Below are 23925 nucleotides of genomic sequence, written 5' to 3' on the forward strand. Positions count from 1 at the left end.
GCGCTGGTCGCTGGACTTCGTCGCCGACCAGATGACGGACGGGCGGCGCTTCCGCATCCTGACGGTGATCGATAACTTCACCCGCGAATGCCTGGCGCTGGTGGCCGACACCTCGCTGTCGCGCGCGCGGGTCGTGCGGGAGTTGGATGTCGTCATCCGGCAGCGGGACCGGCCCGACACCATCGTCAGCGACAACGAGACGGAATACACCTCGAACGCGGTGCTGGCCTGGGCCGACGACACCGGCGTCGGCTGGCACTACATCGCAGCGGCGTCCGCACTCGAAGCTCGGGTGGCTGACGCCGCAGGCCTATGCAGAAGCCCTCACCGGACAGATCGGCTGGTCTGCTGCGCTGGTTGGGCGCTGCGCTGACCGGCCTCTTGCCAACCCCCGACAACCCCAGCTCAGATCAATCCAGGACTCTCGTTATGGCTGGATGAGAAACGGGGGTCACGTCATTGGCTCCGAGCGGGCGACCACGAGATCGCAAGCGTCCAACTGGCCCAGAGCCTCACAGTCCACGGGCACGAGTTCAGACGAAACCGCGATACGCCAAAACTTGAAATCCATTTGCTGCAGTTTTTTCGCCAACTGCTGAGGATCTGCCCTCGAACGCATCTGCACGACGTCCCACTCGATGCAAAGAATGATGTCGGGCTGTCGCAAGAGATTTTCCGCCCCAGCCAGAATCAGAGGTTCTGATCCTTCCGCATCAATGCGCAGCAGTCGGACCCTCGGCAAGTCGAGATCATCTAGACGTACGGCATCTACTTCAAGCACCTGGGTGTCGCCGCCGAGCAAGTTTTCTCCAACGTAGACGTGGCCACCGCCGCCATACTGTCTCGATGTTGAAAAGCGGACCGACCCAGAGGTGTCGCTTGCGGCCTTCTGCACGATCTGCACCCAGGGCGCATATCCGTTGAGCCTGATTGATCGGGAGGATAGCGCTGCAAGTCTAGGATTAGCTTCGAACGTCAGCACGCTTCCCATCCGTCCGACCCGGTGCGCCATTGCGAGCGTGTAGAACCCGACATGGCCGCCGACTTCCACGACGTGGTCTCCAGGTCGAAGCAAACTCAGTACGACCTTCTCAATCCATGGCTCCCAAGTGCCGTGCGCGATGAGATGTGCACAGACGCTCTCCTCAAGCGGATCAACATAGATGAAATGACCACTTTTCAGCCTCGTGAGCGCTAGACCTTCACCCAAATAAAAATAAGGGCGTCCGGCCGTCGTGTTGCGTTCTCCGTCTCTTTTTTGGCGCCGCGTCCAGGAGAACGACTTCCACAATCTTTTCATAACGCTTCCCGGCTCAACCACGGTTCTAGGGCGCCTGAGCCCGAGCACGCCCGTTCGGCCAACTCGCCGCTTACCTGATTGCTATCGATCAAACAACCGCAACCGTCACACGGATCGCCAATCCATTCCCCAACATGAGCCTCCACATCTAGACTAGGTGTTCAGTCCCGCTGTGTGATGGCCTCAGTTTAGCTGGGTGCGCACATCGGGAGGAGCTATGGGCCAGATAATCCACGGCAGCGCCACGACCACGCACGCCGTGCGAGCGGCGATACAGTGATCGAAAGCTTCGCTCAAAGATCTAGAGGGGTTTTCGCGCGTCTGGAATCGCGGGGGATTCCCAAGGGGGTCGTGATCTGATTCACCGTGGGGGCTGGCGAGGGAGCTGATCGAGGCCGTCGGCGCGCGCCTGCTCTATCTCCCGCCCTACAGCCCCGACTTCAACCCCATCGAGAAGGTCTTCACCAAGCTCAAGGCGCTCCTGCGCAAGGCCGCAGAGCGCACCGTCGAACGGTTCTGGACCGCCATCGGCCGCTTCCTCGACGCCTTCTCCCCGACCGAGTGCGCCAACTACTTCGCCACCTGCGGATACGACGCTACATGAACGAAAACCGCTCTAGCGGCGCGGTACGGGCTGAACCGGAAGACGGTAGCCAAGTGGCGCAAGCGGGCCTTTGTCCATGCCGCAGCCATGGGTCCTAAGTCCACTCGCTCGACGGTGCTGAGCGCCGAGGAGGAGGCGATGGTCAAGACCTTGCGCGGGCTCACACCCTACGAAGCCATCTGCAAACCTTGGTCGGGCGAGCCGGACCGCTTCAGGTTAGATCCTGTCCACTGGACCTCGGGACTGAACAGCTAGCCCTAACGTTCGAATCGAACCCCCGATCGAACCAGTTCGGCAACCTCAGGCGCGTACTCAGCAGGCGAAGTTTTTGAGTTCTTCAGCGCCAGCTCAGCCAACCGGAAGTCGAACTCGTCATCAATATCCCACGTCTCGATGCCTTCGATCGGCCAGTATCGCGGGGTGCCGGTGTAAAGGCAGAAACCACTACGCTCGTATGCTGATATCATTTCCTTGCGGTTTACGAATATAAATATAAAATTTATGAAAGAAATTGGCTGAAGTTCTTGAGTTCGGGGACTTCTTTTGTTGAAATCGAAATTAACAGGCTTTCCACTTCGGATTGCATGCTTCTTGATAGTTGTGGTCGAGAACAGAGTTCCTTTTCCAGACAGATAAAACAGCGCGGCTGCCTCCAAGGTGTCTGACCTGACGAATGGCGCTGTAGGATTAAGTATTAGTATATGATCGGATGTAGAGTTTGTGGCGTAGTCGTATAGTATTTCGTCTGTAGATGTTGTGGACACCGCGAGCGAAGGGTCTCTCAGGTAAACATTGCATTTGTAACGATATGCAACGGAGGCTATTAGGTCGTGGTCTGTATTGACACAGAAGGAACTGATTTGCGGAACTTTCGTCACGATATCTATCGCGTGCGCGATCAAAGGACGGTCGCCCAGCATACGTAGGTTTTTAATCGGAACCCTCTGGCTGCCTATTCGTGCTGGAATGTAGCAGTCTATTGAAGCTTCCATGCTGAGCTCTTGGTCTAAGATTCACGCAGATGTTGCTGGCGCGTTGAACGCTCGAACGGCGTCACTTTGGATATCAAAGGTCATCGCGGCCTGAAGAGCTGCAGTCACTTCGTCCAGTTCAAAGGCCGTGGACGAGCAAGCTGCAGCTGCAAGGGTCCACTGAATGCTATCGTCCAGGTGTGGATTGAATGGTCCAACCATGGGAGCATAGGGAGCTGCCCAAAACCGGTCAAAGGCGGCGTAGTCCCTCGCAATCGTCACGTCCTTTGGCGCCGGCCCGGTTCTAACCGCTCGTTCTATCTGGCTGAAGTAGTCATGCGCGTCTTCAGCATAAGACACAGACGGAAGGTGATCGTAATATGCCCGCCCCGCTAGCAACATGGGTAGCCCCAGAGCCGACATTTCCACGCCCGGCGTCCCACGGACGGTTAGACCGAGGATGCAACGCTCCGCAAGGGTTTCCTTTGCAATGGGCTCGACCTGGAAGAAGATGTTGGCCGCATCAGCGTGCTTTGCCGCCAACCGGGATATGCTGCCTGCCAAGTCAAAGTGGCCGTCCAGCGGATGAACCTTGACTAGAATATCATAGCTCCCACTCTTCGCAGCGTGTTCAAGTGTTTGCTCCAACCAATCGAGATGATCCGAGAAAACAGATTTGTCTGCACTCGGCTGATCGGTGAATGTGTGCGTGAAAAGACAGATGCAAGGCCGGTTGCCGTCAAATGGCCATTGGCCCCCGTCCGTGCGGCCAGGGTGATCTGTCCATCGCCAGTTCTTCGCAACCCCTTGGTCCAGCGTGTAGCGGATGTTGGCGCTGTTCGCCGGCAAAGGGCACATCCGGCGGTAGCCGCTGAATGCGGCCGCGTCGGCTCTTCGCAACAGGCCGTTCAGAGTCTCACCGCTTCTACATCGCCTCAACACATATAGCGGAATTCGGACGTCGCATCGGTAGTAAACGCCCAATCCCCCTGCCCGCATGCAGCGCTGCATGATCAGGCCCCATGGTGAATAATCGATATGCCCCGAAACGAACGCAAACGGCGGCCGCCGAGAAAAAAGGCCTTTTGCCCAAGCGTCTAGCCGAGATACATCTTCTATAACCGCGCGCAGCTTATGCCCACCATATAGGGTGGGCAATAGATTAGATCGCATGTATGTATCTTGGATTGCACGACCTATTTGAACGCCGTCGTGGTTACAAATGCGCCGCAACGATTTTAGCGTAGAGGGTGGGACTCGCTGCTCCTCCAGCGCGGCCTCCAACAATGCAAAAATAGGTCGGGCCGACTGCTGACTTTCGTCGTCGCTGTCGAGCGTCTCTGGGACGAAAATGATATCGCCGACACCGAAGGATCGGGCAAGCGCAACATCCAGCCTATCAGGCGATAGGAAAGCAGACCGGGTCACCACGCCCGGATTGCCAGCTAGAGCGACAATCGGAGACCCGGTTAAAATTGATAGGGATCTCGCTATGTACAATGCTCGCATAACATATCCGATGCTATTATGCATCATATCGACGTAGATTGCTCCACCTGTCGTCTTGCGAGCATAGGCATTGGTAAGGGCCGTGTTGGCCTTTAGGAATATATCTCGTTGGTCCGAGGCCACATCCAAACCCTATCTGGTGGGTGCAGAGGGTGAACTAGATCAGCTCATCTAGGTGAACTACTGTACACCCCCTCCACGCCTTCCCGTAGCCCGATCTTCGCCTGCCATCCTAGGGCCTTCAACTTGTTGCCGCTCATCAGCTTGCGCATTGTGCCGTCTGGTTTGGTCGTGTCTGTGCGGATCTGGCCGGTGAAGCCAACGACCTCGCACACCAGGCGCGCCAGATCGAGGATGGCGATATCTTCGCCCGAGCCGACGTTCACGTGCTCGAAGTCCGAATAGTGTTTGAGCAGGAAGACGCAGGCGTCGGCGCAGTCGTCGGCGTGCAGGAACTCGCGCCGGGGCGCGCCCGTCCCCCAGATGGTGATGTGATCAGCGCCGGCGACCTTGGCTTCGTGCGCCTTGCGGATCAAGGCGGGTAAGACGTGGCTGGTGTTCAGGTCGAAGTTGTCGCCGGGGCCGTAAAGATTGGTCGGCATGGCGCTGATGAAGTCGCAGCCGTGCTGTCTGCGATAGGCCTGGGCCAGTTTGATGCCGGCGATCTTGGCGATAGCATACCATTCGTTGGTCGGCTCAAGCGGGCCGGTCAGCAGAGCGTCTTCCGGGATAGGCTGGGGCGCCAGCTTGGGGTAGATGCAACTGGAGCCCAAGAACAGCATCTTGCCTACCCCGTTGCGATACGCCGCCTCGGTGACGTTCGCCGCGATCATCAGATTGTCGTATAGGAAGTCCGCCGGATAGGTGTCGTTGGCCAGGATGCCGCCGACCTTGGCCGCCGCCATGAAGATGGCGTCGGGCGACCTATCCGCAACGAAGGCCTGGACTTCGGCCGGGTTCTTCAGATCGACCTCGGCGCGCGTGGCGGTCACGACCTCGCAGCTCTCGCTGGCCAAGCGGCGTACGATGGCCGAGCCGACCATCCCGCGATGGCCGGCGACCCAGACCCGCTTGCCCGCCAGCGGGAAGATGACCTCACTCGGCATTGCGCCGCTGCTCCTTGGCCACGGCGATCAGATCGGCGGCGACCATTTCCGCGCACAGGGCCTGCCACTTGGTCTCGTGAACCCACCCCAGCTTGTTCTTGGCCTTGGTGGGATCGCCGATCAGCAGGTCGACCTCGGTCGGACGAAAGTAGCGCGGATCGATCTCGACATAGACCCGGCCGGTGTCGGCGCAGAAGCCCTTTTCATCGAGCCCCTCACCTTCCCAGCGGAGGGTCACGCCGATCTGTTTGAAGGCCTCGGTGACGAAGTCGCGGATGATGGTGGTCTCGCCGGTGGCCAGCACATAGTCGTCCGGTTCGTCCTGCTGCAGCATCAGCCACATGCCGCGCACATATTCGCGGGCGTGACCCCAGTCGCGCTTGGCGTCGATATTGCCCAGATAGAGCTTGTCCTGATAACCCAACTTGATGGCCGCAGCGGCGCGCGTGATCTTGCGCGTCACGAAGGTCTCGCCCCGCAGCGGGCTCTCGTGGTTGAACAGAATGCCGTTCGAGGCGTGAATGCCATAGGCCTCGCGGTAGTTCACGACGATCCAATAGCCGTAGAGTTTGGCGGCGGCGTAGGGGCTGCGCGGATAGAAGGGTGTCGCTTCCGACTGCGGCACTTCCTGCACCTTGCCGTACAACTCCGAGGTTGAGGCCTGGTAGAAGCGGGTCTTCTTCTCCAACCCCAGGATGCGGATCGCCTCTAGCAGGCGCAGCGTGCCCACAGCGTCCGCGTTTCCGGTGTACTCGGGCGTCTCAAACGACACCTGCACGTGGCTTTGGGCCGCCAGATTGTAGATTTCGTCGGGCTGGGTCTGCTGGACGATGCGGATCAGGTTCGTCGAATCCGTCATGTCGCCGTAGTGCAGGACGAAACGCGGATGCTGCTCGTGCGGATCCTGATAAATGTGGTCGATCCGTCCCGTATTGAACGACGAAGACCTGCGCTTCACGCCATGGACGGTGTAGCCCTTCTCCAGGAGAAGCTCCGACAGATAGGCGCCGTCCTGCCCCGTCACGCCCGTGATCAGCGCGACCTTCCCGTTCGATTGTACAGCCATCATATACCCAAGAAGTTATCGTGCTGATGCACACGGCAATGCGTAGATAGACGTCCTTCAGCGCGGATGCGAGCGCGTTTTCAACCCGTTTTTTGAACGCTGGAAGATCGTCCCGGTGAAGGGGTTTCGCGACAGAACTTATGGTGTATTCAGGCGTCTCATGAGAATGGCGTCAGGCAAGCTTTTGGCACGCGGGATAGGCTCTTTCGGCGCTTTGGCCGGCGGTTTGGCGAGCCAGGCTCGCATAACGCGCGCCCTGATGATGCGCGAAATGGTGACTCGTTACGGACGTGAGGGACTCGGGTTCCTTTGGGTGGTCGGCGAACCGCTTTTGTTCTGCCTCGGCGTCATCGTAATGTGGAGCGTGCTGAAGCCAGCCTACGAGCATGGCGTCCGCGTCGGCGCCTTTGTCATGACAGGATATATGTGTCTGCTGCTGCTCAGGCACTTCATTCAACATAGTTTGGGCGCTATTCAAGCCAATATTGGGTTGCTGCATCACCGTCAAGTGAGGATAATACACGTCTACGTCGCCAGGGCATTGGTGGAATTTATGGGAACCACCACGGCGTTCTTGGCTGTGTTCGTGATATTGCTTTTAATAGGCCAGGTGTCTTTCCCGAAAGATCCGTTACTGTTGTATTGGGGGTGGATATCCTTGGCTTGGCTTTCTTTTGGGCTTGCACTTCTTCTGAGCGCTTTGGCGGTTCGATTTGAAGTGGTCGAACGCATTACGCAGCTCTTCACTTATATGCTGATACCGCTTTCGGGCGCATTTTTTACTGTTTCTATTGTGCCTGCTGCGTACCGAGAAGAGTTCCTTCTTGTGCCGATGCCTAACGCAGTCGAGATGGTCAGGGCGGGCTTTTTTGGTGAGTTTTTTGAGGCCTATTATCATCCGACTTACCCCGCCCTGTTCGGTACAGTGCTCCTCTTTTTCGCTCTAATCGTGCTGTCCTCCGCTCTCAAATATGTTGATGTTGAGTAAGGAGTGAATGTGGTGATGAATGTCTGAATCACAGTTGACATATCTAGGTCCCGAAACGAACGACCTGAATCAGAAGGCGCGAAGGCGTTGGTATACGCGTGTGCCATGGCCGTTCATGAGCCTTGTTGTCGCGCCGACTGTCGTAGTCGCGATATACTACTTCGTTATAGCCACACCGAGGTACGTTTCGGAAGCACGGTTCATCGTGCGGGCGCAGTCGCAGCAAGCGCCGTCTGCTCTTGGAATTGCGTTACAAGGGGTGGGACTCTCAACGACTCAGAGCGACGCTTTCGCCGTGCATGAATACGTGCGGTCGCGCGACGCCCTGTACGATTTGCAGCGCCGTTATGACGTTCGAAAAATGCTCAATGCGGCCAGCGCTGATCCGCTGTCCCGGCTGCAAAGGCCTTGGGATGGACCTAGCGCCGAAGCTCTTTATGAGGGGTTCCAGCGGTTCGTGGTCGTGGGATATGACTCGACCAACGGAATGAGCACATTGCGCGTGGAGGCGTTTCGGCCTCAGGACGCTGCGGCGATAGCAAACGGTCTGCTCGCCGGCGGTGAGGATTTGGTCAATCGCCTCAACCGTCGCGCCGTGGAAACCGCAGTCGCCGAGGCGGAAGAGGCCGTGCGGGCGGCTGAGGATGATGTTCAGCGGGTTCAGGTGGAGCTGACCCGGTTTCGAACAGCTCAACGTTTCATCGACCCGGCTAACATCGCCGCAGAAAGTTCGGAACTTCTTGGCGGATTGCTGCTCTCGCAGGCTGAGCTTCAGGCCGAAAGGGAGCAACTTGCCTCCCAGGCTCCCCAGAGCCCTCAACTGGCTTCATTGGATGCACGCTTGCGGGCCATTGCCACGCAGATCGAGGCGCAGCGCCAACGGATCTCTGGCTCGAGCGACTCCTTGGCGCCGAGGGTAGCCGACTACGAAATGCTGATCGGACGGCGAGAGCTTGCAGCCAGAAACTTGGCTTCTGCTACGGCGACGCTTAACGCGGCTCGCCAGGATGCTAGGCGACAGCAGTTGTACCTCGAGCGTGTGGTTAGTCCGGGCGTTGCCGACAAGGCCGCGGAGCCGAAGCGCTTCTCCGCAGTCCTGGCAGTCTTCGGGACGTTGCTCTTGCTTTATGGAGTCGGCTGGTTGATCTGGGCCGGGGTCAAGGAGCACCGTCAGCAATGATGCCCGAAGCGGGGCGCGAGGTCGGCCTCAATGTCGAGAGTCTTTCGAAGGTGTACCCGAGCGGATCAAAGAGGGTGTTCTCCGATCTTAGCTTCACGCTTGCCCGCAGCGAGCGGATCGCGATCCTCGGACGAAATGGGCAGGGCAAGTCCACGCTGATCAAGATCCTAGGCGGCGTGCTTCCCCCCACGACGGGCTCCGTGACTTGGTCAATGTCAAGCTCCTGGCCCATCGGTTTCGGTGGCGGCTTTCAAGGCAGCTTGTCAGGGTTGGACAATATCCGCTTCTTGTCTCGCATTTACAGAAAGAACTTCGCCAACGTGCTCGCACGTGTCGACGATTTCGCTGAGCTGGGGCACGCGCTTCGACAGCCAGTCAAGCACTATTCCTCCGGTATGAGGGCGCGGCTTGCGTTCGGATTGTCCCTCGCCATCGAGTTCGACTGTTATTTAATCGACGAGCTGGTGGCTGTGGGAGATGCACGGTTTCAGAAGAAGTGCCAGGAGGAACTCTTTTTGAAGCGGAGCCAGAGAGCCTTCCTAATGGCGTCCCACGACATGAACCTGATAAGCGCGCTTTGTGAGCGAGCCTTGGTCATCGAAAGCGGTACGGCTAAGTTATTCGACGACGTGGAGGAGGGCGTGGATGTCTATAAATGGCTCCGCGCCGAGTAGGTGGCAATCACTTGACCCTTCAGCGTTCTCCAGCAGTGCTTTGTGCCGTCATCCCTGATCTCTACTCAGAGGGAGATGCCGTGCGGTACGAGGTTACCGATCTGGCGCGTAGAAATGGTGTGCGGATAGGGTTCGCCGGCAGTTATTCGTGCTCGGATGAGCTAGACGTCGTCGTCGCCGCCTCAGTGGGGGAAGTCAGGGCGTGCTCGCCTGCCTTCTGGGCGAGCATCAACCCCCAGCCTCCTATGCTTCACACCAAGGACATCGACGCGGCGTCGCGCCTGCTTGCGCTGGCCTTCGACGGATGGCCGAGAGGGAAAGTTGTCTCGCCCGCCCTCCTGCCGGCCGCAGTATTAGGCTTCCTCAACGAACTTGAGCAAGCGCGGCCCTTGCCCGCGCATCCGCTGCTGTCGCTCCTTGCGCGTCCCGCAGAGCCGCATGTGTCGGTTTCTTTGCCTCTGGCAATGTTTTGTCTAGATCGCAGACATGCAGACAAAGGACTGCCGCGCGAGCGAATAGGTCTGACGGGACGCGCACGTTACCTCCTATATGGGGCTTATCATTGGCTGCCTCGTGGCGTGTGGACTGCAACGATTGTGTTCTCAGTAGACCAAGACGCAAATCCACGTATTTTCAGAATAGAGTGGGGAGGGGTTAGCGCCTTCTCCCAGCACGTTTTCCGCACGCAACAAGCGGGCAAGTACAAGATTTCAATAACTACCGTCGTCGATCAGGCCGCGCAGACCGAGTTGAGGCTCGTCTTAGCCAATAGCAGCCTTGCTGGCGAACTCACGATTTTGGGGGTTGAGTTGGCGAGCGGAGCCGCCGGCGATTTGCAACCGTGAAGCCCGACTTCAGCCCGCCTCGTTCGTGGATCAGCCAGCCTAGGCTAGGAAGCTTTCGGCGATTTTTCTAGTCTCTGCTTTGAGCCGGGGGTAGGTGCCTCGTTCGATCTGGTCGCTGAATCTAAGCCAAGCGTTTCGATTATTAGCAGGATGTAAGCAAATAGCTAAAAGATGGGCACGTTCGTCATGCAGAGCGTCAATTGAGATCGAGAGGGTGTGCGCGACGTTCTTTTTAGGTAAAACGACCGGTATCCATTTCACCGCTGCGACAGGGATGTGCGTTTGAACTGCCTCGCCCTCCATTGCGGTCGCGATAGAGATAGTGGTGAACGCTTGCTCGGATGTGACCAGAAGCATAGCCACGGTGTCTTGAGACCCACCGAACACGCCGACCTCCACGGGATCCCGCTGTAGACGCAGACCTGCAGGCTCGACTCGCTGCAAACTCTGCGGGGGCAGCGAGACCCTCCCGCTTAGAAGAGGCGCTCGTGTTGCGGCTGCATCTGCGATGAAGGTCAATTCCACGCCCTCCTGGGACGCTGGTTCACGGATCCGCCAACCGGCGATCTCATCTAGGCCGTTGGTGCCGCGAGGGAAGGCCGGTACTTCAGGCGTAAAGGGTTCGGCGCAGATGGCGGCGAAGGCCTTCAGGTGAGAGGCGGCGAGCCGAACATCCAAAACGGGCATTCTCAGCGCAGCTTGATGAGCAAAGGCTGAAAGCCCTCTGCGTGCCCCTAAGGCGATCGGACGTCCGCGTCCGATCATTCGCCGTCCGTACATCCTTGTATGAACATCTGAGCTGAGTAGAACGCCTCCGATGCTGCGGATGGTCGCTGTGCCGTCCGTTGGGCTTGTAAATCTAAAGCGAGCCGCATCACTCGCAGTCAGCAGTCCCAAGGCGCGTCTTGCCACTTGGAATTCAGCAGAGCCTTCAATGCCGACGATTTCGATGTGTTCAGCGGCCTCCTGAGAGGGCGCCTCCGAGCCGAATGATCCACTGACGTCGCCGACGTTCGGCGTGAAACGCCGAACGATGGCGCGTGCTTCTTCCTTGTCGACGCTTAGGAGCGTCAAGACGCCGGACGAAATCGCGCCAAGGAACTGCAGATAGTGCATCGCGGCGTCCGCCGCAGCGTCGGGAAACAGCTCCGGCTCAAGAAGCGACGTCAAATCCATGAGCCCTCCAATCACGGGAACACCGCGATGCAAGGAGTAGTGCCTGAGCGCTTGAGCGTGATCTGGCCGATAGATCGACCAGGGACCTATAACGACTATGGCGACGCACGCTGTCGCCACGTCGTACGGCCCTCCGGCTAATGTACGCCACCCCCCCTCCCGCCATATAACAAGATCGACTGGGTGGTCCCTGTGACGGGACAGAGCGTCACAAACCTCGGCGACGGGAGAGTCCCCAAGGTCGGCCGCCGCCGTGACGTCAATAAGTAGCCGCCCTCGGCCTATCAGCCTGGAGCTGTACGAAACCAACGAGGCCCTTCTGTTGGCGGAGATTGGAGCCTGGCTTAAAAGGGTCGAGTCTGCCCCCAAGCTTGCCGCTTCTCGAAGAGCGTCGGTGTTGTCAGGCGACAGCAACGCCGACTTTTCGTAGCAAGTTCGAGCCTCTACTAATCGCCCCTGCAGTCGGAGTACGTGGCCGAGCTGAAGCCAGGTATCTCCATTTTGTGCATCGAGCTGCAACGCGCGACGGTAGGCTTCTTCCGACGCCTGGAAGTCGGAAGCAATCTTGTGAGCGTGTCCAAGTTGAACCCAGATCGGCTCAAGAGACGAGTCGCCGGCCAGCGCTTTAAGGTAGTGGGCCTTGGCCAACTCCCAATCACCTGAATCACGTGCGACATCTCCATTCCGAGCATGTTCCCGCGCCGGCAAGGCTTCGGGTCTCAAAGCCCTCCTTAGCCGACGGTAAAATCTCGCTACCTGTCGCTTCATAAGAATCGGATTTCGTTTAGACCCAGCGATACGAAGCCGTGTACTCCTGCTCCCTCGCCAAGAGCTGCAGTTTGGATGCGTAGCGTGTTTGAGCCTTCGACAACATGCAGAGGCAGATCGAAATCTACCGTCTCGTCGGCGGGGTTCAGTTCTACAATACCAAGCGTCCAATTGTTGAGGGTAGCGACGAGTTGCTGTCGCTCCAGCCCCGCCGGTAGTTCTAAGCGGATCGTGAGGGTGCTGAAAGCCGCAGTAAGGGGATCCGCTCTGAACTGGAACTCTGCACAGTGGCCGCAAAGCCATGCGGTCCTGCCAGCGTGTTCTAAAGCGCCTGCGGTGAGGTAGCGATCTGACTGTTTAGGCGAGAGGGACACCCGGCCCTCTTCTAGCCAAGGCTTGTCTGTGGCTGTTTCCCGAGCGTCGTGGTCTGGAAGCAAGCGCTGGCCTGCTTCGTCAAAACATCCCCGCAGTTCCCTACCCGCAACTCTGGACATCAAATCTGCGTTGTTCAGCATGAACGCCGTGTAGGATCGTACACCCGAATAGTAGGCCCGGGAGAGCGCGTCTGAAAAGCTCACCAGGTCGGGGATATCGACCGGCTCGGTCGGGCGACCGCTCTCTACGAGAGCCAATATCTCCAGCGCTTGGAGTTCCCACTGTTGCCGGCCGCTGCGGACGGTCTCGTACGCCAGCAGACCCATCCCTTCCGCAGTATCCTTGTCGATCCGAATGGACTGGGCCGCATCTGGGTCATACAGAATTCCATTCAGCCAGTTAGCGATGTACTCATTTTGAGTAGGTTCATCACCAGCGATGATCAACATGCCGCGCGCCATAGCTTCAAGCGTCGCCATGCCGATGCCTTCAGCGCGTCGCGGAGCAATGAACACGTTAGCGCGACCAAGCGCCGCACGGTAGTCCTCCGCCTTAGGGAACCATTTGGTTTGCGTTACCTCGCAAGCCGAGGTTGACGTCACCTTATAGGGACGCATATCCAAATCTGCCACGTCTGGCGCATTGTGCACGTGAAGTGAGCTGACCTGCCCTTCAAGCAGGCGTAAGACGGCCGGCGCATTGATCCCGTGCTCGGGGCGTCTTTGCCAAAGGAACGCCTTGAGTCCTTCATCAAAGGTCGCTCGATCATCCTCTGGGGCTGGCGACGGGAAGTACCGGGCGAGGAACGACCTGTTTCCCAAGCCGACGATGCGATGGTGCAGCGTAAAGCTGAAATTGATGTATTGCGCTTGCGCAGAGCACGCCCAATGGAGATCCGGCATCGTCGCAGAACCATCGTACATTGGCACCACGACTGTCGGCACGCCCAGCGACAGGAAAATGGGAGCAAGGTAGTCCATCTGCCAGATGACGACGACGTCGGCCGATGCAGCAATTGAGAGCGTTTCAGCAGCGATATTTGAGGGTGGATCGACATAGGCGATCTTTACATCAAACCGTCTCTTCAAAAGGTCGGTGAAAAACCTGCTGGAAGCTGTGGATGTATGAAAAGCATGATCGACGAACAGCAGAGTCTTCATGGCAGCTTCAACCAGCTCTCAAAGGCGGCCGTGTTATCCAGGTCAAAACGATGACGCGCCTGTGCGGCTCTATGGGAAAGTGTCGAGCGTCGCGTGTCAGCCATTCGGAAAATAGCTTCAACCATCGCCGGCACGTCGCTCACAACAACGCCGAGGTTATAATGTCGGGCGAGATCGGCAAACGCAGAACCATCGAAGGTGATCGCAGGGCGGCCATGGAATGCCGCCTCCATAAGCACGGCGGAACCCCGATATCTGTACGTGGCGGCGTCGTAAGGGAGAAGAACGGCGTGGCTCCGCTCATAGGTCGCGATCATCTCTTCGGCCGAGATCGCGGAGCCCTGAACTTCAACACCAGGAATGGCGTACAGCGCGCGGGCGACGGCCAGGTGCTGCTTCAGTTCAGCTGCAGGCAGCATCTGAGTGACGAACCTTATCGTCATTTCCGGGTCACGTCGCCGGACCGCCGAAAAGATCTCCGGAAGGCGCATGAAGCCTTTGTCGTGCCTAGCCGAGCCCGCACAATAGAAGACAAAGGGCCCGTGCTCACGCATAGGGAGGGGTTGAGACATCTCCGGGTAGGCCGTCACGGTGACGATCGTGCCGAGCTCCTCCGCAAGCATGTCGGCATAGCGGGGCGTCTCGGCGCTGAACGAAATCTCCACCCCGTCAGCCATCGCCTGCTTCAGCCGACCCAGCAGTTCGGCGAGCGGGTCGCGGTAGGCGTGGGACGCATTTTCCATCACTCCGATGAAGCGCAGCAGCAGCCGAGGGCGTCGATCCTTCGGCCAATTCTTCAAGGCGTTGAGCAACCCAAGGCCGCCATAGAAGTCCAGATGGGGATGAAAGAGCGTGTCGGAGGGGCCTACATCAAATTCTTTCAGCAGGGCCAGGGCGTCTTGTGTCGCCATTCGCTCTGCGTTGTCGATAAACCACCCAGAAGCGTCGCCGCCGGGCGAACTGTTCCGAATTCGCGGGAAATAATCTTCATAGTAAAAACGAAAGAAGGGCGTGAAGCCGTTTGCTTGCGCAATAGGCCCCGGCAGTTCGCGGCAGCAGACCGCCACAACGTCCCTGGTGGTTCGTTTGAACCAATCCCGGAAATAGCCCATCGCCGGAACGTTATGTCCGAAGGGGAGGACGCACATGGGGTCACAAACAAAAACACGTCCGTCACCAGAGCGAGCTAATGGAGGCGTCAAGGTCATGCCTCAATATCTGTACGGCTGAAGAAAGCTATCGCCGATGCAAGACTTCGCTGCATCGTAAACCGCCCTAGCTGTAGGCGGAAATGAAAAAACGTCTATGTAATGTGTGCGAACAACCCCAAGCTGACGCTGAAGATGAATCCATCCCTGGATATTATCTATTATAGACGAAGATGTTTTATCCATAAACATGAATGGCAATCCGCAATTGTCAAAAATAATGGATGACCAACCAAGACGTTCAAGATCTTCAAATATAGAGTTCCACAGATCGGGGCGGCCCAGCGACTGGGTTACCATATAATCACACTCGAAATGAATGGCGAAATCGGGATCTTGATTGATCACGTCCCTTATAATCAGGCCATCCATTCCGTCTGTATCGCTTTTAAGCAAGGCGATTTCCCCCTGCCCTAAATCCCTCGCAAAACTCAATAAATCCCCTGTTGTGATAAAATTTACCCGTCCCTCTCCCTCTAAATGGAGATAGCCGGTGCCGTCTTTTTCCACGTAGGCTGCAGGAAGGTGTGCCTTGCTGTCCGGAGCGACAAATCTGTCTAATATGTGAATATTGTGGTCATCAATGATACGAGCGTTATGCCGCAAGTGCGTCACAAAGTTATTACCGCCCTCGACGCATACGATTGGGTTTCCAATATGCGTTCTTATGAAGGCAGCCGTATCGCCGACATTTGCGCCTATATCCACGATAGCTCCCGAGGGCCTCCAGCCTGACAAGGGCCTCAAAATGCTCGCATAAGATCTGTCATAGAGCGCGTGAGTCTTCTGAATCTCCGGCAGCTTATGGTCATCGGGGAGGGAGAGAAAAAAATTCCCACATGGATATAGGCGCATAGGCGTCCTCAAATTTTAGGGTTGACCCACAGCATTTCACCATCGGTCGTAGTCATACCCTCGAGAGACGGCTTCGACTTGTCATACGTGAATGAGCACGGTTGCTGCCAAAGAAGATCCCAACCCATTTGGAAGAATTTATCCATCAACACGCCCTCGATGGATCGGCTATGGGTGCCGATGTAAAGATACTTCACACGCGCATCAAGAAAATCACCTGACGATAGCGCGAGGTCGCGCTCGGCACCCTGAATATCCCAGTGCATATAGTCAATTCTAGAAAGCCCCTCAGAGAGAGTCGCCAAGGAAAAAGCTTTCACCGGTACTGTTTCATATGTGAAGCCTCGATAGTCATTCTCCGCTTCTACACTCGACGCGGCTCCTCCATAGTCGGTAATCGGCATTTCCTTGGGGAAGTGGAGAGTAGTGTCTTCGCTCCAAGCGGCCCCGTGTATTATACGTGTGTCGATGCCTTCAGCGCCAATTAAGCCGTTTCTGGAGAGGTGATCGTGCAAGGCACCGATCTTTTGCTCGCTCGCCTCAACGGCTACTAAGGAGATGTTTTTCACCCCGTTACGCTTTGCAACCACTCCGGCTAGCGCAACCCAGGGCCCCCAGGCCGCTCCAAGCTCAACAGCGACGAAGCTAGACGGCGACGCGCGGTGCTCGAATGCAGTCAGGAGTCCTGTGTACTCTGCCTGACCGCCGTAGACGCGGTCGTCGGGGATGGGAAAGCCAGGTATCATCTGACCTGAATAGCCGGAAGCAGTGTAGAAGAGGTCCGCGCGTGTTTGCACGCCAAAGCAATTTGCAAAGCAATTGGGGTCGACATCCACGTCCTCCGGCGGCACCTGATACTTATGAAATAGTTCTTCGCTGCGGTCGGTGAGCACCTTGATCTCCTTGGGTATAAGTTAACAGTGTACGTTCGAGGTACCATAGGACTTGGAATGCGGCTATGGCTCAGTCGACAGTCTCAATTTATTGTTTGTACACGGACATCAATCTGTCCTTGTACCGTTCGGCAGAGAAGCGACCTGCCTGAGCGATACCTCTTTCAGTCAGGGACGCTACTAAATCATTATCTGAAGCCAACGCCTTGATCCCCCTAGTTATCGCGCGCACGTCATACGGGTCCACCATCAAGGCGGCTTCTCCAGCGATTTCGGGCAAGGAGCCCGCGGTGGACGTCAGCACCGCTGTTTGAAGGAGCATCGACTCCAGCACGGGCAATCCGAACCCCTCATAGAGGGAGGGGAACAGCGTGGCGCGAGCGCCTCTGATCAGGCTGATCAGCATCGATTGAGACATATACTCATAACGCCTGACGCGGTCCGCGCTGCGACCGCCGTCTCGCTTGACCTGGTCCAGCAACGCGGTCTCGCCCTCTGCTAACCAGGACCGACCTCCAACGATAATCAGTGGTTTTTCGACGCCTGACGACAGATAGGCCTCGATCATGCGTCCTACGTTCTTCTTCGGCTCAATTGCGCCGAAATAAAGAAAATAGCCTTTCCATTCGAGATTGAAGATGCCGTCCAGCTCCAATTCGATCTCGGACTGCGGTCGAGTACGAAGTTCCTCCGGCACCTCTACAGCCTGGTAAGTGTTCGTAACCCTGTTTTCATCGACCCCGAGCAGGCGAATCACGTCTTGTCGGGTTGTTTCCGATACGACGACGATATGGTCGGCCTTCTTCGCGATGTGATTACAGAGCTTGCGGTAGGAAGCCTTGTTTTCGGTGGTGCTGTGCGGCAAGCGAAGCGGGATCAGATCATGGATCGTGTAGATGTTTGCGGCGTTTGTGGCGTGGAGCGGCAAAGTCGCGGTCCAGTGCATCACATCCGGCTTGGCGGCGTGCGATGCGTCGAAGGTCACAGGCGTAGGCGTTCCATAGACCTGAAAACCCCGCAGCGCGTAGTGAAATAGATTTTGCGCGGCCCAGAAGGAGTCCGCGTCCGGCCGTCCGCCGCTGCGGCTTGGCCATATCACTTCGCCACTCGGCTGAACGCCGGTGGCGCTGCGCCCAAACCGCGTCGATAGCGTTTTGACGAACCTCTGGCCTTTCCGGATCTTCGCAGATGTGTTTAGCGAATCCGCGAGGGCGACCTCGTTCAGGACATTGTCCCCGCTGATCGCATTCGGCGGCCCAAACAGCACCTGCCGACCCAAGCCGAGACTTTTCATCGACGACAAGAGATTGCGTCCGTAGGTGGCGATGCCGGTCCCGTTCGGAAGCGCCAGATTATAACCGTCAATGCAAACTGTGCTCATGGATAGTGCCTAGAATTTTTCGTGGGCTAATGGAATGGAGCGAGTGGTTTTCCGCGTCTGGCCGACTGCACTGAGGCGCAGCGGCAAGAATCGGGATGGACCGCGTGACACCGCCGCCATCCCCCGCTATCTCGCGCCGGTGATGAACGAAACCGAGCGCCAATCCGAGGAACGCAGCTGGGAAACGGCGAAGACGCTCGCCGAGGCCCTGCCGTATATTCAGGTGTATGACCGCGAGACCGTGGTCATCAAATACGGCGGTCACGCCATGGGCGAGAGCGCCGTGGCGAAACAGTTCGCGGCCGATGTGGTGCTGCTGAAGCTGATGGGGGTGAACCCGGTCGTCGTGCACGGCGGCGGGCCGCAGATCAGCGCCATGCTGGACAAGGCGGGGGTCAAGTCGGCCTTTGTCGATGGTCTTCGGGTCACCGATCCGGCGACGATGGAGGTGGCCGAAATGGTCCTGTCCGGGGCGGTCAATAAGGAGATCGCCCACTGGATCACCATGGCGGGCAAGGAGGCGGACGTGCGCGGCGTCGGCCTGTCGGGCAAGGACGCCGGCCTGCTGACGGTCGAGAAGACCCGCCGGACCAAGCGCGATCCCGACAGTATGATCGAGCATGAGGTCGATCTGGGCTTCGTCGGCGAACCGACCAAGGTGGACCCCAAGCTGATCAAGGGGCTGATCGCCTCGGAGACCGAAGACTGGGTGCCGGTCATCGCCCCCATCGGCGTGGCCGAAGACGGCCAGACCTACAACGTCAACGCCGATACGGTGGCGGGCGCCGTGGCCGGTTCGCTGAACGCCAAGCGGATGCTGCTGCTGACCGACGTGCCGGGGGTCAAGGGGGCGGACGGCGAGATCATTCGCCAGATGACCCTGGAGGAGGCGCAAGGCCTGATCGACACGGGCGTTGCCTCGGGCGGCATGATCCCCAAGCTGGAGACGGCCATGGCGGCCGTGCGGGCCGGGGTCGAGGCCGTGGTGATTCTGGACGGCCGCCGGCCCCATGCGATGCTGGTGGAGCTGTTCACCGAATTCGGCGCGGGCACCCTGGTGAAGGCGTCTTGATCGACCTGTCGCACGTCAACGCCTGGGTGTTCGACATGGACGACACCCTGTATCCACGCGAACAGGGGCTGATGTCCCTGGTTCAGGCGCGGATCAACGCCTATGTGGTCGAGGCCGTCGGCTTGGCGCCCCAGGAGGCGCGGCTGTTGCAGCGCCAGTTCCTGGACGAGCACGGCACCACCCTGGCCGGGCTGATGGCCAACTACACCATCGATCCCGAGGACTTTCTGAGGGTGGTGCATGAGGTGCCCCTGGACGGGGTGGAGCGAAATCCCCGTCTGGCCGAGCGGCTGAAGATTCTGCCCGGGCGCCGGTTCGTCTTCACCAATGGGGCCAGGGACTACGCCCACCGCGTTCTGGACCGGATCGGGATCGCCGACTGTTTCGACGGGGTCTTCGCCATCGAGGACGGCGATCTGACGCCCAAGCCGGCCCCGTCGGCCTTTCGTCGCATGATCGAGCGGTTCGACTTCGAGCCGCGCTGCGCCGCCTTCTTCGAGGACACGCCTAGGAATTTGGAGCCGGCCAAGGCCCTGGGGATGGCGACCGTCCTGATCGGCGACGGCCATGGAAAGCCCCTGGGCGATCATATCGACCATATCGCCCCCGATCTTCTCGACTTTCTCAACGCCCTGACCTTCAAGGACGCCGCATGACCGACCTGTCGCATCTCGAATCCGTCGTCGAGGCCGCCTGGGACAACCGGGCCGAGGTGTCGCCCGCCACAGGAGGCGAGGTCCGGGACGCGGTCGAGACCGCGCTCAACCTGCTCGATTCCGGCCAGGCCCGTGTGGCGTCGCGGGGGGCGGACGGCGCCTGGACCACGCACCAGTGGCTGAAGAAGGCGGTGCTGCTGTCCTTCCGCCTGAACGACAACCAGATCATGCGGGCCGGCCACGCCTCCACCATCCCTCTGTCGGCCGATCATCCGGCCGCCCTCGGCCCGTTCTGGGACAAGGTTGCGAACAAGTTCGGCGACTGGAGCGCGGGCGACTATCAGGCGGCCGGCTTCCGCTCGGTTCCCGGCGCCGTCGTCCGGCGGGGCGCGCACATCGCCAGGAACGTCGTCCTGATGCCGTCCTTCGTGAACATCGGCGCCTTCGTTGACGAGGGGTCGATGGTCGACGCCTGGGCCACGGTCGGCTCCTGCGCCCAGATCGGCAAGAACGTGCACCTGTCGGGCGGCGCCGGCATCGGCGGGGTGCTGGAGCCGCTCCAGGCCAATCCGACAATCATCGAGGACGGCTGCTTCATCGGCGCCCGAGCCGAGGTGGCCGAGGGCGTGATCGTGCGCGAAGGCGCGGTGCTGGCCATGGGGGTCTATCTGTCCGCCTCGACCAAGATCGTCGATCGGGCGACCGGTCAGGTCTTCCGGGGCGAGGTGCCCGCCTATTCGGTGGTGGTGCCCGGCGCCCTGCCGGACGCCGACGGCGGGCCTTCGCTCTATTGCGCCGTCATCGTCAAACGGGTGGACGCCCAGACCCGCGCCAAGACCGGCGTCAATGAGCTGCTGCGCGACTGATCGTCCGCCGCCCGCCCTGGCTTTGACGCCGCGGCGTCCGAGGGCGCACACTGCGTCGCGCCCGCCGTTCTGACCCCGCCTTCCGTTGAGACCTGCAATGACCGATCGGACTTCGCCGCTGGACCGTTTCACCAGTTTCGAGGGCGTGACGGTTGTGGTGATCGGCGACGTGATGCTCGACGCCTATCTCCAGGGCCACGTCAGCCGCATCTCGCCCGAGGCGCCGGTGCCGGTGGTGAAACATGCGCGGGACCGGTTCACGGCCGGCGGCGCGGCGAATGTGGCCTTGAACGCCGTGGCGCTCGGCGCTTCGGCGCGTTTGATCGGGGTGGTGGGCGATGACCAGGCCGCCGATCAGCTGCGCGCGATCGCCGAACAGGCGGGCGTCTCCTGCCGGCTGCTGGGACTGAAGGGCGGAGAGACCACGACCAAGACCCGGGTCCTGGCGGGCGCCCACCAGGTGGTCCGGATCGACCGCGAAGGCTCAAACGCCCTGTCGGCCGAGGATGAGGCCGCCCTGATCGCCCTGTTCGAACAGGCGCTGGATCAGGCGGATGCGGTGATCGTGTCGGATTACGCCAAGGGATGTCTGACCGATGCGGTTCTGGCGGCCGTGTTCGATCGGGCGCGCGAGGTCGGGGTTCCCGTCTTCGTCGATCCCAAACGTCCCGATTTTTCCGCCTATCGCGGCGCGGCCTATATCAAGCCGAACCGGTCGGAGCTGGCGGGCGCGACCGGTCGGCGCTGCGACGACGACGCGGCCGTGGGCGAGGCGGCCCGGCAGGTGGTGGACCAGACCGGCGCCAATCTGTTGGTGACCCGCTCCGAACAGGGCATGGCCTTCTATGGCGTGGACGGGGAGGCGATCCTGCTGGAGACGGAGGCGGCGGAGGTGTTCGACGTCTCGGGCGCCGGCGACACCGTCATGGCCGCCTTCGCCCTGGGCGTGGCCTCGGGCCTGCCGGTCGTGCGGGCGATGCGCCTGGCCAATACGGCGGCCAGCATCGTGGTCTCCAAGGCCGGGACGGCGGTGGTGTCCGCCGCGGAGCTGCGCACCGTGCTGAATCTCCAGGATCAGCGCGACGACCATCGCGACGGACTGATCCTGTCGCGCGCAGACGCCCGGGCCGTCCGCGGCGCCTGGCGGGATCAGGGGCTTTCGGTCGGCTTCACCAACGGCTGTTTCGACCTGCTGCATCCTGGCCATGTGGCCCTGCTGCGTGAGGCCGCGAGCCATTGCGACCGGCTGATCGTCGGGCTGAACAGCGACGCCTCGGTGCGGCGGTTGAAGGGCGAGACTCGGCCGATCCAAAGCGAGGGGGCGCGCGCCGAGGTGATGGCCGCCATCCGACATGTGGACGCGGTGGTCCTGTTCGAAGAGGACACCCCCTATGAACTCATCGCCGCCCTGGAGCCCGACGTCCTGGTCAAGGGCGCGGACTATCAGGAGCATCAGATCGTCGGCGCCGATCTGGTCAGGGCCAAGGGCGGGATCATCGTCCGGGTCGAGCTGAGGGCCGGCCATTCCACCACCGGCCTGGTGGACCGCAGCCGTACGCCCTCGGCCTAGATATGAGCCCCGATCCCAGCACCGAGCTGAAGGCCGCCGCGCGCCAGGCGACAGCTTGGCTTTACGAGACGGCCCTGCCGCTGTGGCTGGAACACGGCGTCGATCGTCGGCGTGGCGGCTTCTATGAGGCCCTGTCTCACCACGACCTCAGCCCGGTCCACGACTATAAGCGGCTGCGGGTGTTGAGCCGCCAGATCTATGTCTTTTCCCAGGGGGCGCAGCGCGGCGTCTCGGACGCCGGCGCGGCGGTTGAGCATGGTCTGGATTTTTTGCTGAACCGCGCCCGCCATCCGGACGGCGGCTTCATCAGTCGACTGGACTTGGACGGGGAGGGCCTGGATCAGACGCGCGATCTGTACGACCTGGCCTTTGTCCTCTTCGCCCTGGCCCATGCCTATAGGCTGACGAGGGACGGTCGGTTGAAGGCGGAGGCCCTGGCGCTCTTAGACTTCATCCAAACGTCCATGCGCCATCCAGCAGGCGGCTATGTCGAGGCCCTGCCGCCGCGCGCCCCGCGTCGGCAGAATCCGCATATGCATCTGCTGGAGGCGGCCCTGGCCTGTGTCGAACATATGCCGGACCCTGCCTTCTCCGCCCTGGCGGCGGAACTGGTCGGCCTGTGTCGGCGACGGTTCATGGACGGGGCGCGGGGGCTTCTGTTTGAGTATTTTCAGGACGATCTGACGGCCCCGCTGCGGCCGAAAGGGCGGGCCGTGGTCGAGCCGGGTCATCAGATGGAATGGGCCTGGCTGTTGCGGGAGGCGCAGCGGCTGGGCATGGACACGAGCGCAGGCGCCGACGGCGAGGCCGAGCGGCTGGGGCGGTTCGCCCTTGCGCACGGCCTGGACCCGGCGTCGGGCCTGTTGCGGGGCGAGGTGTTCGAGGACGGCGCGGTCGCCGTCGCGGGCGTCCGGCTTTGGCCGCACGGTGAATGGCTGAAGGCGGCTCTGCGCGTCCCGGCCTTGGCGCCAAGCTGGCCTGACGCCTGGGGGGCGCTGAGCCGGTTCCTGAACACCCCGACGCCCGGTCTCTGGTTCGAACAATGGGATCCGGGGGCGGGCGGCTTTTTGGACACCCCGGTCCCGGCCAGTTCGCTCTATCACATCGCCACGGCCGTGGCCGAGCTGGAGCGGGCGGACCTTTAGGACGAAGGGCGGGAGGGGGCGCAGCCCCGCCTCCCGCCTCGCTTCAAGGGTCTCAGGCGGCGCTCTTCATCGCGTCCTTGTTGACGGCGGCGTCGGCGATGCCGGTCAGGTCTTCGTCGGTTTGGGATTCTTCCTGCAGGGTCTCGTCCAGCAGGGCGACGGCGTCCTTCAGACCCAGGACATTGGCCCAGCGCTTCAGCGTGCCGTAGCGGGTGATCTCATAGTGCTCCACCGCCTGGGCGGCGGCCAGGAGGCCGGCGTCGAGGGCCGGGTTGTCCTTGTATTCTTCCATGATCTCGTCGCCCTCGGCCAGAATGCCTTCGATGGCGTCGCAGGTCTTGCCGCGCGGGGCCTTGCCGATGATTTCGAACACCTGCTGCAGGCGTTCGATCTGGCCTTCGGTCTGGTCCTTGTGCTTTTCAAAGGCCGCCTTCAGCTCGGGCGACTGGGCGGCGCGGGCCATCTTGGGCAGGGACTTCAGGATCTTGCGCTCGGCGTAATAGATGTCCTTGAGCGTGTCGTGGAACAGGGTGTCGAGGGTCTTCTCGGCCATGGGT

21 protein-coding genes and 5 pseudogenes are annotated in these 23925 nt (G+C 60.0%); 13 read left to right on the forward strand and 13 right to left on the reverse strand.

The features are described 5' to 3' along the window. Positions 1 to 441: pseudogene (locus tag AC1RKE_RS11840) on the forward strand (DDE-type integrase/transposase/recombinase); the annotation flags it as partial. Positions 442 to 451: 10 nt separating this feature from the next. On the opposite strand, the gene AC1RKE_RS11845 reads toward AC1RKE_RS11840, so the two are convergent. Continuing rightward, entirely contained in the window at positions 452 to 1300 is an 849-nt protein-coding gene (locus tag AC1RKE_RS11845) for an FkbM family methyltransferase (RefSeq protein ID WP_492897112.1), read from the reverse strand. 379 nt (positions 1301 to 1679) lie between these two features. Between AC1RKE_RS11845 and AC1RKE_RS11850 the strand changes: the two are divergent. The 3 pseudogenes from AC1RKE_RS11850 to AC1RKE_RS11860 all read left to right on the forward strand — a co-directional run. Further along, positions 1680 to 1904: pseudogene (locus tag AC1RKE_RS11850) on the forward strand (transposase); the annotation flags it as partial. A 9-nt stretch (positions 1905 to 1913) separates the two neighbouring features. Beyond that, a pseudogene (locus tag AC1RKE_RS11855) lies at positions 1914 to 2069 on the forward strand (IS481 family transposase); the annotation flags it as partial. After that, positions 2046 to 2159 (forward strand): annotated as a pseudogene (locus AC1RKE_RS11860) (IS481 family transposase); the annotation flags it as partial. The pseudogenes AC1RKE_RS11855 and AC1RKE_RS11860, both read left to right, overlap by 24 nt. A 2-nt stretch (positions 2160 to 2161) precedes the next feature. Here the strand turns inward: AC1RKE_RS11860 and AC1RKE_RS11865 are convergent. The 4 genes from AC1RKE_RS11865 to gmd all read right to left on the reverse strand — a co-directional run bounded on the left by AC1RKE_RS11865 (position 2162) and on the right by gmd (position 6556). Next, on the reverse strand, positions 2162 to 2896 hold the full coding sequence (locus AC1RKE_RS11865; RefSeq protein ID WP_492897114.1) for an acylneuraminate cytidylyltransferase family protein: 735 nt from the start codon (positions 2894 to 2896) through the stop codon (positions 2162 to 2164). Positions 2897 to 2917: 21 nt separating this feature from the next. Next, entirely contained in the window at positions 2918 to 3724 is an 807-nt protein-coding gene (locus tag AC1RKE_RS11870; RefSeq protein WP_492897116.1) for a capsular polysaccharide export protein, LipB/KpsS family, read from the reverse strand. Positions 3725 to 4551: 827 nt separating this feature from the next. Then, positions 4552 to 5490 (reverse strand): GDP-L-fucose synthase, encoded by a 939-nt coding sequence (fcl, locus tag AC1RKE_RS11875; RefSeq protein WP_492897118.1) that lies wholly within the window; start codon positions 5488 to 5490, stop codon positions 4552 to 4554. Beyond that, on the reverse strand, positions 5480 to 6556 hold the full coding sequence (gmd, locus tag AC1RKE_RS11880) for a GDP-mannose 4,6-dehydratase (protein ID WP_492897120.1): 1077 nt from the start codon (positions 6554 to 6556) through the stop codon (positions 5480 to 5482). Before gmd ends, fcl begins: the two co-directional genes overlap by 11 nt. Before the next feature lie 166 nt (positions 6557 to 6722). Between gmd and AC1RKE_RS11885 the strand changes: the two genes are divergently transcribed. The 4 genes from AC1RKE_RS11885 (at position 6723) to AC1RKE_RS11900 (ending at position 10243) form a co-directional block, all read left to right on the forward strand. Continuing rightward, positions 6723 to 7544 (forward strand): ABC transporter permease, encoded by an 822-nt coding sequence (locus tag AC1RKE_RS11885; RefSeq protein WP_492897122.1) that lies wholly within the window; start codon positions 6723 to 6725, stop codon positions 7542 to 7544. A gap of 295 nt (positions 7545 to 7839) precedes the next feature. Further along, positions 7840 to 8724 carry a KpsE/RkpR family capsule polysaccharide export protein gene (locus AC1RKE_RS11890; protein ID WP_492897124.1) on the forward strand — a complete coding sequence of 295 codons (885 nt, stop codon included), beginning with the start codon at positions 7840 to 7842 and terminating at the stop codon, positions 8722 to 8724. Beyond that, positions 8721 to 9398: an ABC transporter ATP-binding protein gene (locus tag AC1RKE_RS11895; protein ID WP_492897126.1), complete on the forward strand. Its 678-nt coding sequence runs from the start codon at positions 8721 to 8723 to the stop codon at positions 9396 to 9398. The genes AC1RKE_RS11890 and AC1RKE_RS11895 overlap by 4 nt, the downstream gene beginning before the upstream one ends. Before the next feature lie 80 nt (positions 9399 to 9478). Beyond that, the gene (locus tag AC1RKE_RS11900; RefSeq protein WP_492897128.1) at positions 9479 to 10243 is read left to right on the forward strand and encodes a hypothetical protein; all 765 of its coding nucleotides are present in this window, start codon (positions 9479 to 9481) and stop codon (positions 10241 to 10243) included. 39 nt (positions 10244 to 10282) lie between these two features. Here AC1RKE_RS11900 and AC1RKE_RS11905 read toward each other — a convergent pair whose 3' ends face one another. The 7 genes and pseudogenes from AC1RKE_RS11905 to AC1RKE_RS11935 all read right to left on the reverse strand — a co-directional run bounded on the left by AC1RKE_RS11905 (position 10283) and on the right by AC1RKE_RS11935 (position 18059). Further along, complete coding sequence (locus AC1RKE_RS11905) at positions 10283 to 11419, reverse strand: hypothetical protein (protein WP_492897185.1); 1137 nt, start codon at positions 11417 to 11419, stop codon at positions 10283 to 10285. Between the two features lie 408 nt (positions 11420 to 11827). Further along, positions 11828 to 12187 (reverse strand): annotated as a pseudogene (locus AC1RKE_RS11910) (tetratricopeptide repeat protein); the annotation flags it as partial. Further along, entirely contained in the window at positions 12184 to 13722 is a 1539-nt protein-coding gene (locus AC1RKE_RS11915) for a glycosyltransferase (RefSeq protein WP_483458078.1), read from the reverse strand. The gene AC1RKE_RS11915 and the pseudogene AC1RKE_RS11910, both read right to left, overlap by 4 nt. Then, positions 13719 to 14930: a glycosyltransferase gene (locus AC1RKE_RS11920; RefSeq protein WP_395941899.1), complete on the reverse strand. Its 1212-nt coding sequence runs from the start codon at positions 14928 to 14930 to the stop codon at positions 13719 to 13721. The genes AC1RKE_RS11915 and AC1RKE_RS11920 overlap by 4 nt, the downstream gene beginning before the upstream one ends. 3 nt (positions 14931 to 14933) lie before the next feature. Continuing rightward, a complete protein-coding gene (locus AC1RKE_RS11925; RefSeq protein WP_395941900.1) occupies positions 14934 to 15638 on the reverse strand; it encodes a class I SAM-dependent methyltransferase in 705 nt (234 codons plus the stop codon). Positions 15639 to 15793: 155 nt separating this feature from the next. After that, entirely contained in the window at positions 15794 to 16678 is an 885-nt protein-coding gene (locus tag AC1RKE_RS11930; RefSeq protein ID WP_483458079.1) for a class I SAM-dependent methyltransferase, read from the reverse strand. An 88-nt stretch (positions 16679 to 16766) separates the two neighbouring features. Beyond that, the gene (locus tag AC1RKE_RS11935) at positions 16767 to 18059 is read right to left on the reverse strand and encodes a glycosyltransferase family 4 protein (RefSeq protein WP_395941902.1); all 1293 of its coding nucleotides are present in this window, start codon (positions 18057 to 18059) and stop codon (positions 16767 to 16769) included. A gap of 142 nt (positions 18060 to 18201) precedes the next feature. Between AC1RKE_RS11935 and argB the strand changes: the two genes are divergently transcribed. From argB to AC1RKE_RS11960, 5 genes are all read left to right on the forward strand, one after another. After that, a complete protein-coding gene (gene argB, locus AC1RKE_RS11940) occupies positions 18202 to 19131 on the forward strand; it encodes an acetylglutamate kinase (RefSeq protein WP_054764589.1) in 930 nt (309 codons plus the stop codon). Next, complete coding sequence (locus AC1RKE_RS11945; RefSeq protein WP_152949390.1) at positions 19128 to 19787, forward strand: pyrimidine 5'-nucleotidase; 660 nt, start codon at positions 19128 to 19130, stop codon at positions 19785 to 19787. Before argB ends, AC1RKE_RS11945 begins: the two co-directional genes overlap by 4 nt. Next, a complete protein-coding gene (dapD, locus tag AC1RKE_RS11950; protein ID WP_183217473.1) occupies positions 19784 to 20653 on the forward strand; it encodes a 2,3,4,5-tetrahydropyridine-2,6-dicarboxylate N-succinyltransferase in 870 nt (289 codons plus the stop codon). Before AC1RKE_RS11945 ends, dapD begins: the two co-directional genes overlap by 4 nt. 97 nt (positions 20654 to 20750) lie before the next feature. Next, on the forward strand, positions 20751 to 22223 hold the full coding sequence (gene rfaE1 / locus AC1RKE_RS11955; RefSeq protein WP_395941903.1) for a D-glycero-beta-D-manno-heptose-7-phosphate kinase: 1473 nt from the start codon (positions 20751 to 20753) through the stop codon (positions 22221 to 22223). A 2-nt stretch (positions 22224 to 22225) separates the two neighbouring features. Continuing rightward, on the forward strand, positions 22226 to 23368 hold the full coding sequence (locus tag AC1RKE_RS11960) for an AGE family epimerase/isomerase (RefSeq protein WP_336968981.1): 1143 nt from the start codon (positions 22226 to 22228) through the stop codon (positions 23366 to 23368). Between the two features lie 52 nt (positions 23369 to 23420). Here the strand turns inward: AC1RKE_RS11960 and AC1RKE_RS11965 are convergent, their stop codons facing one another. Beyond that, positions 23421 to 23921: a YciE/YciF ferroxidase family protein gene (locus AC1RKE_RS11965; RefSeq protein ID WP_054764594.1), complete on the reverse strand. Its 501-nt coding sequence runs from the start codon at positions 23919 to 23921 to the stop codon at positions 23421 to 23423. Positions 23922 to 23925: the final 4 nt, after the last annotated feature.

The sequence above is a fragment of the Brevundimonas sp. GW822-FHT03E11 genome, assembly GCF_058801445.1.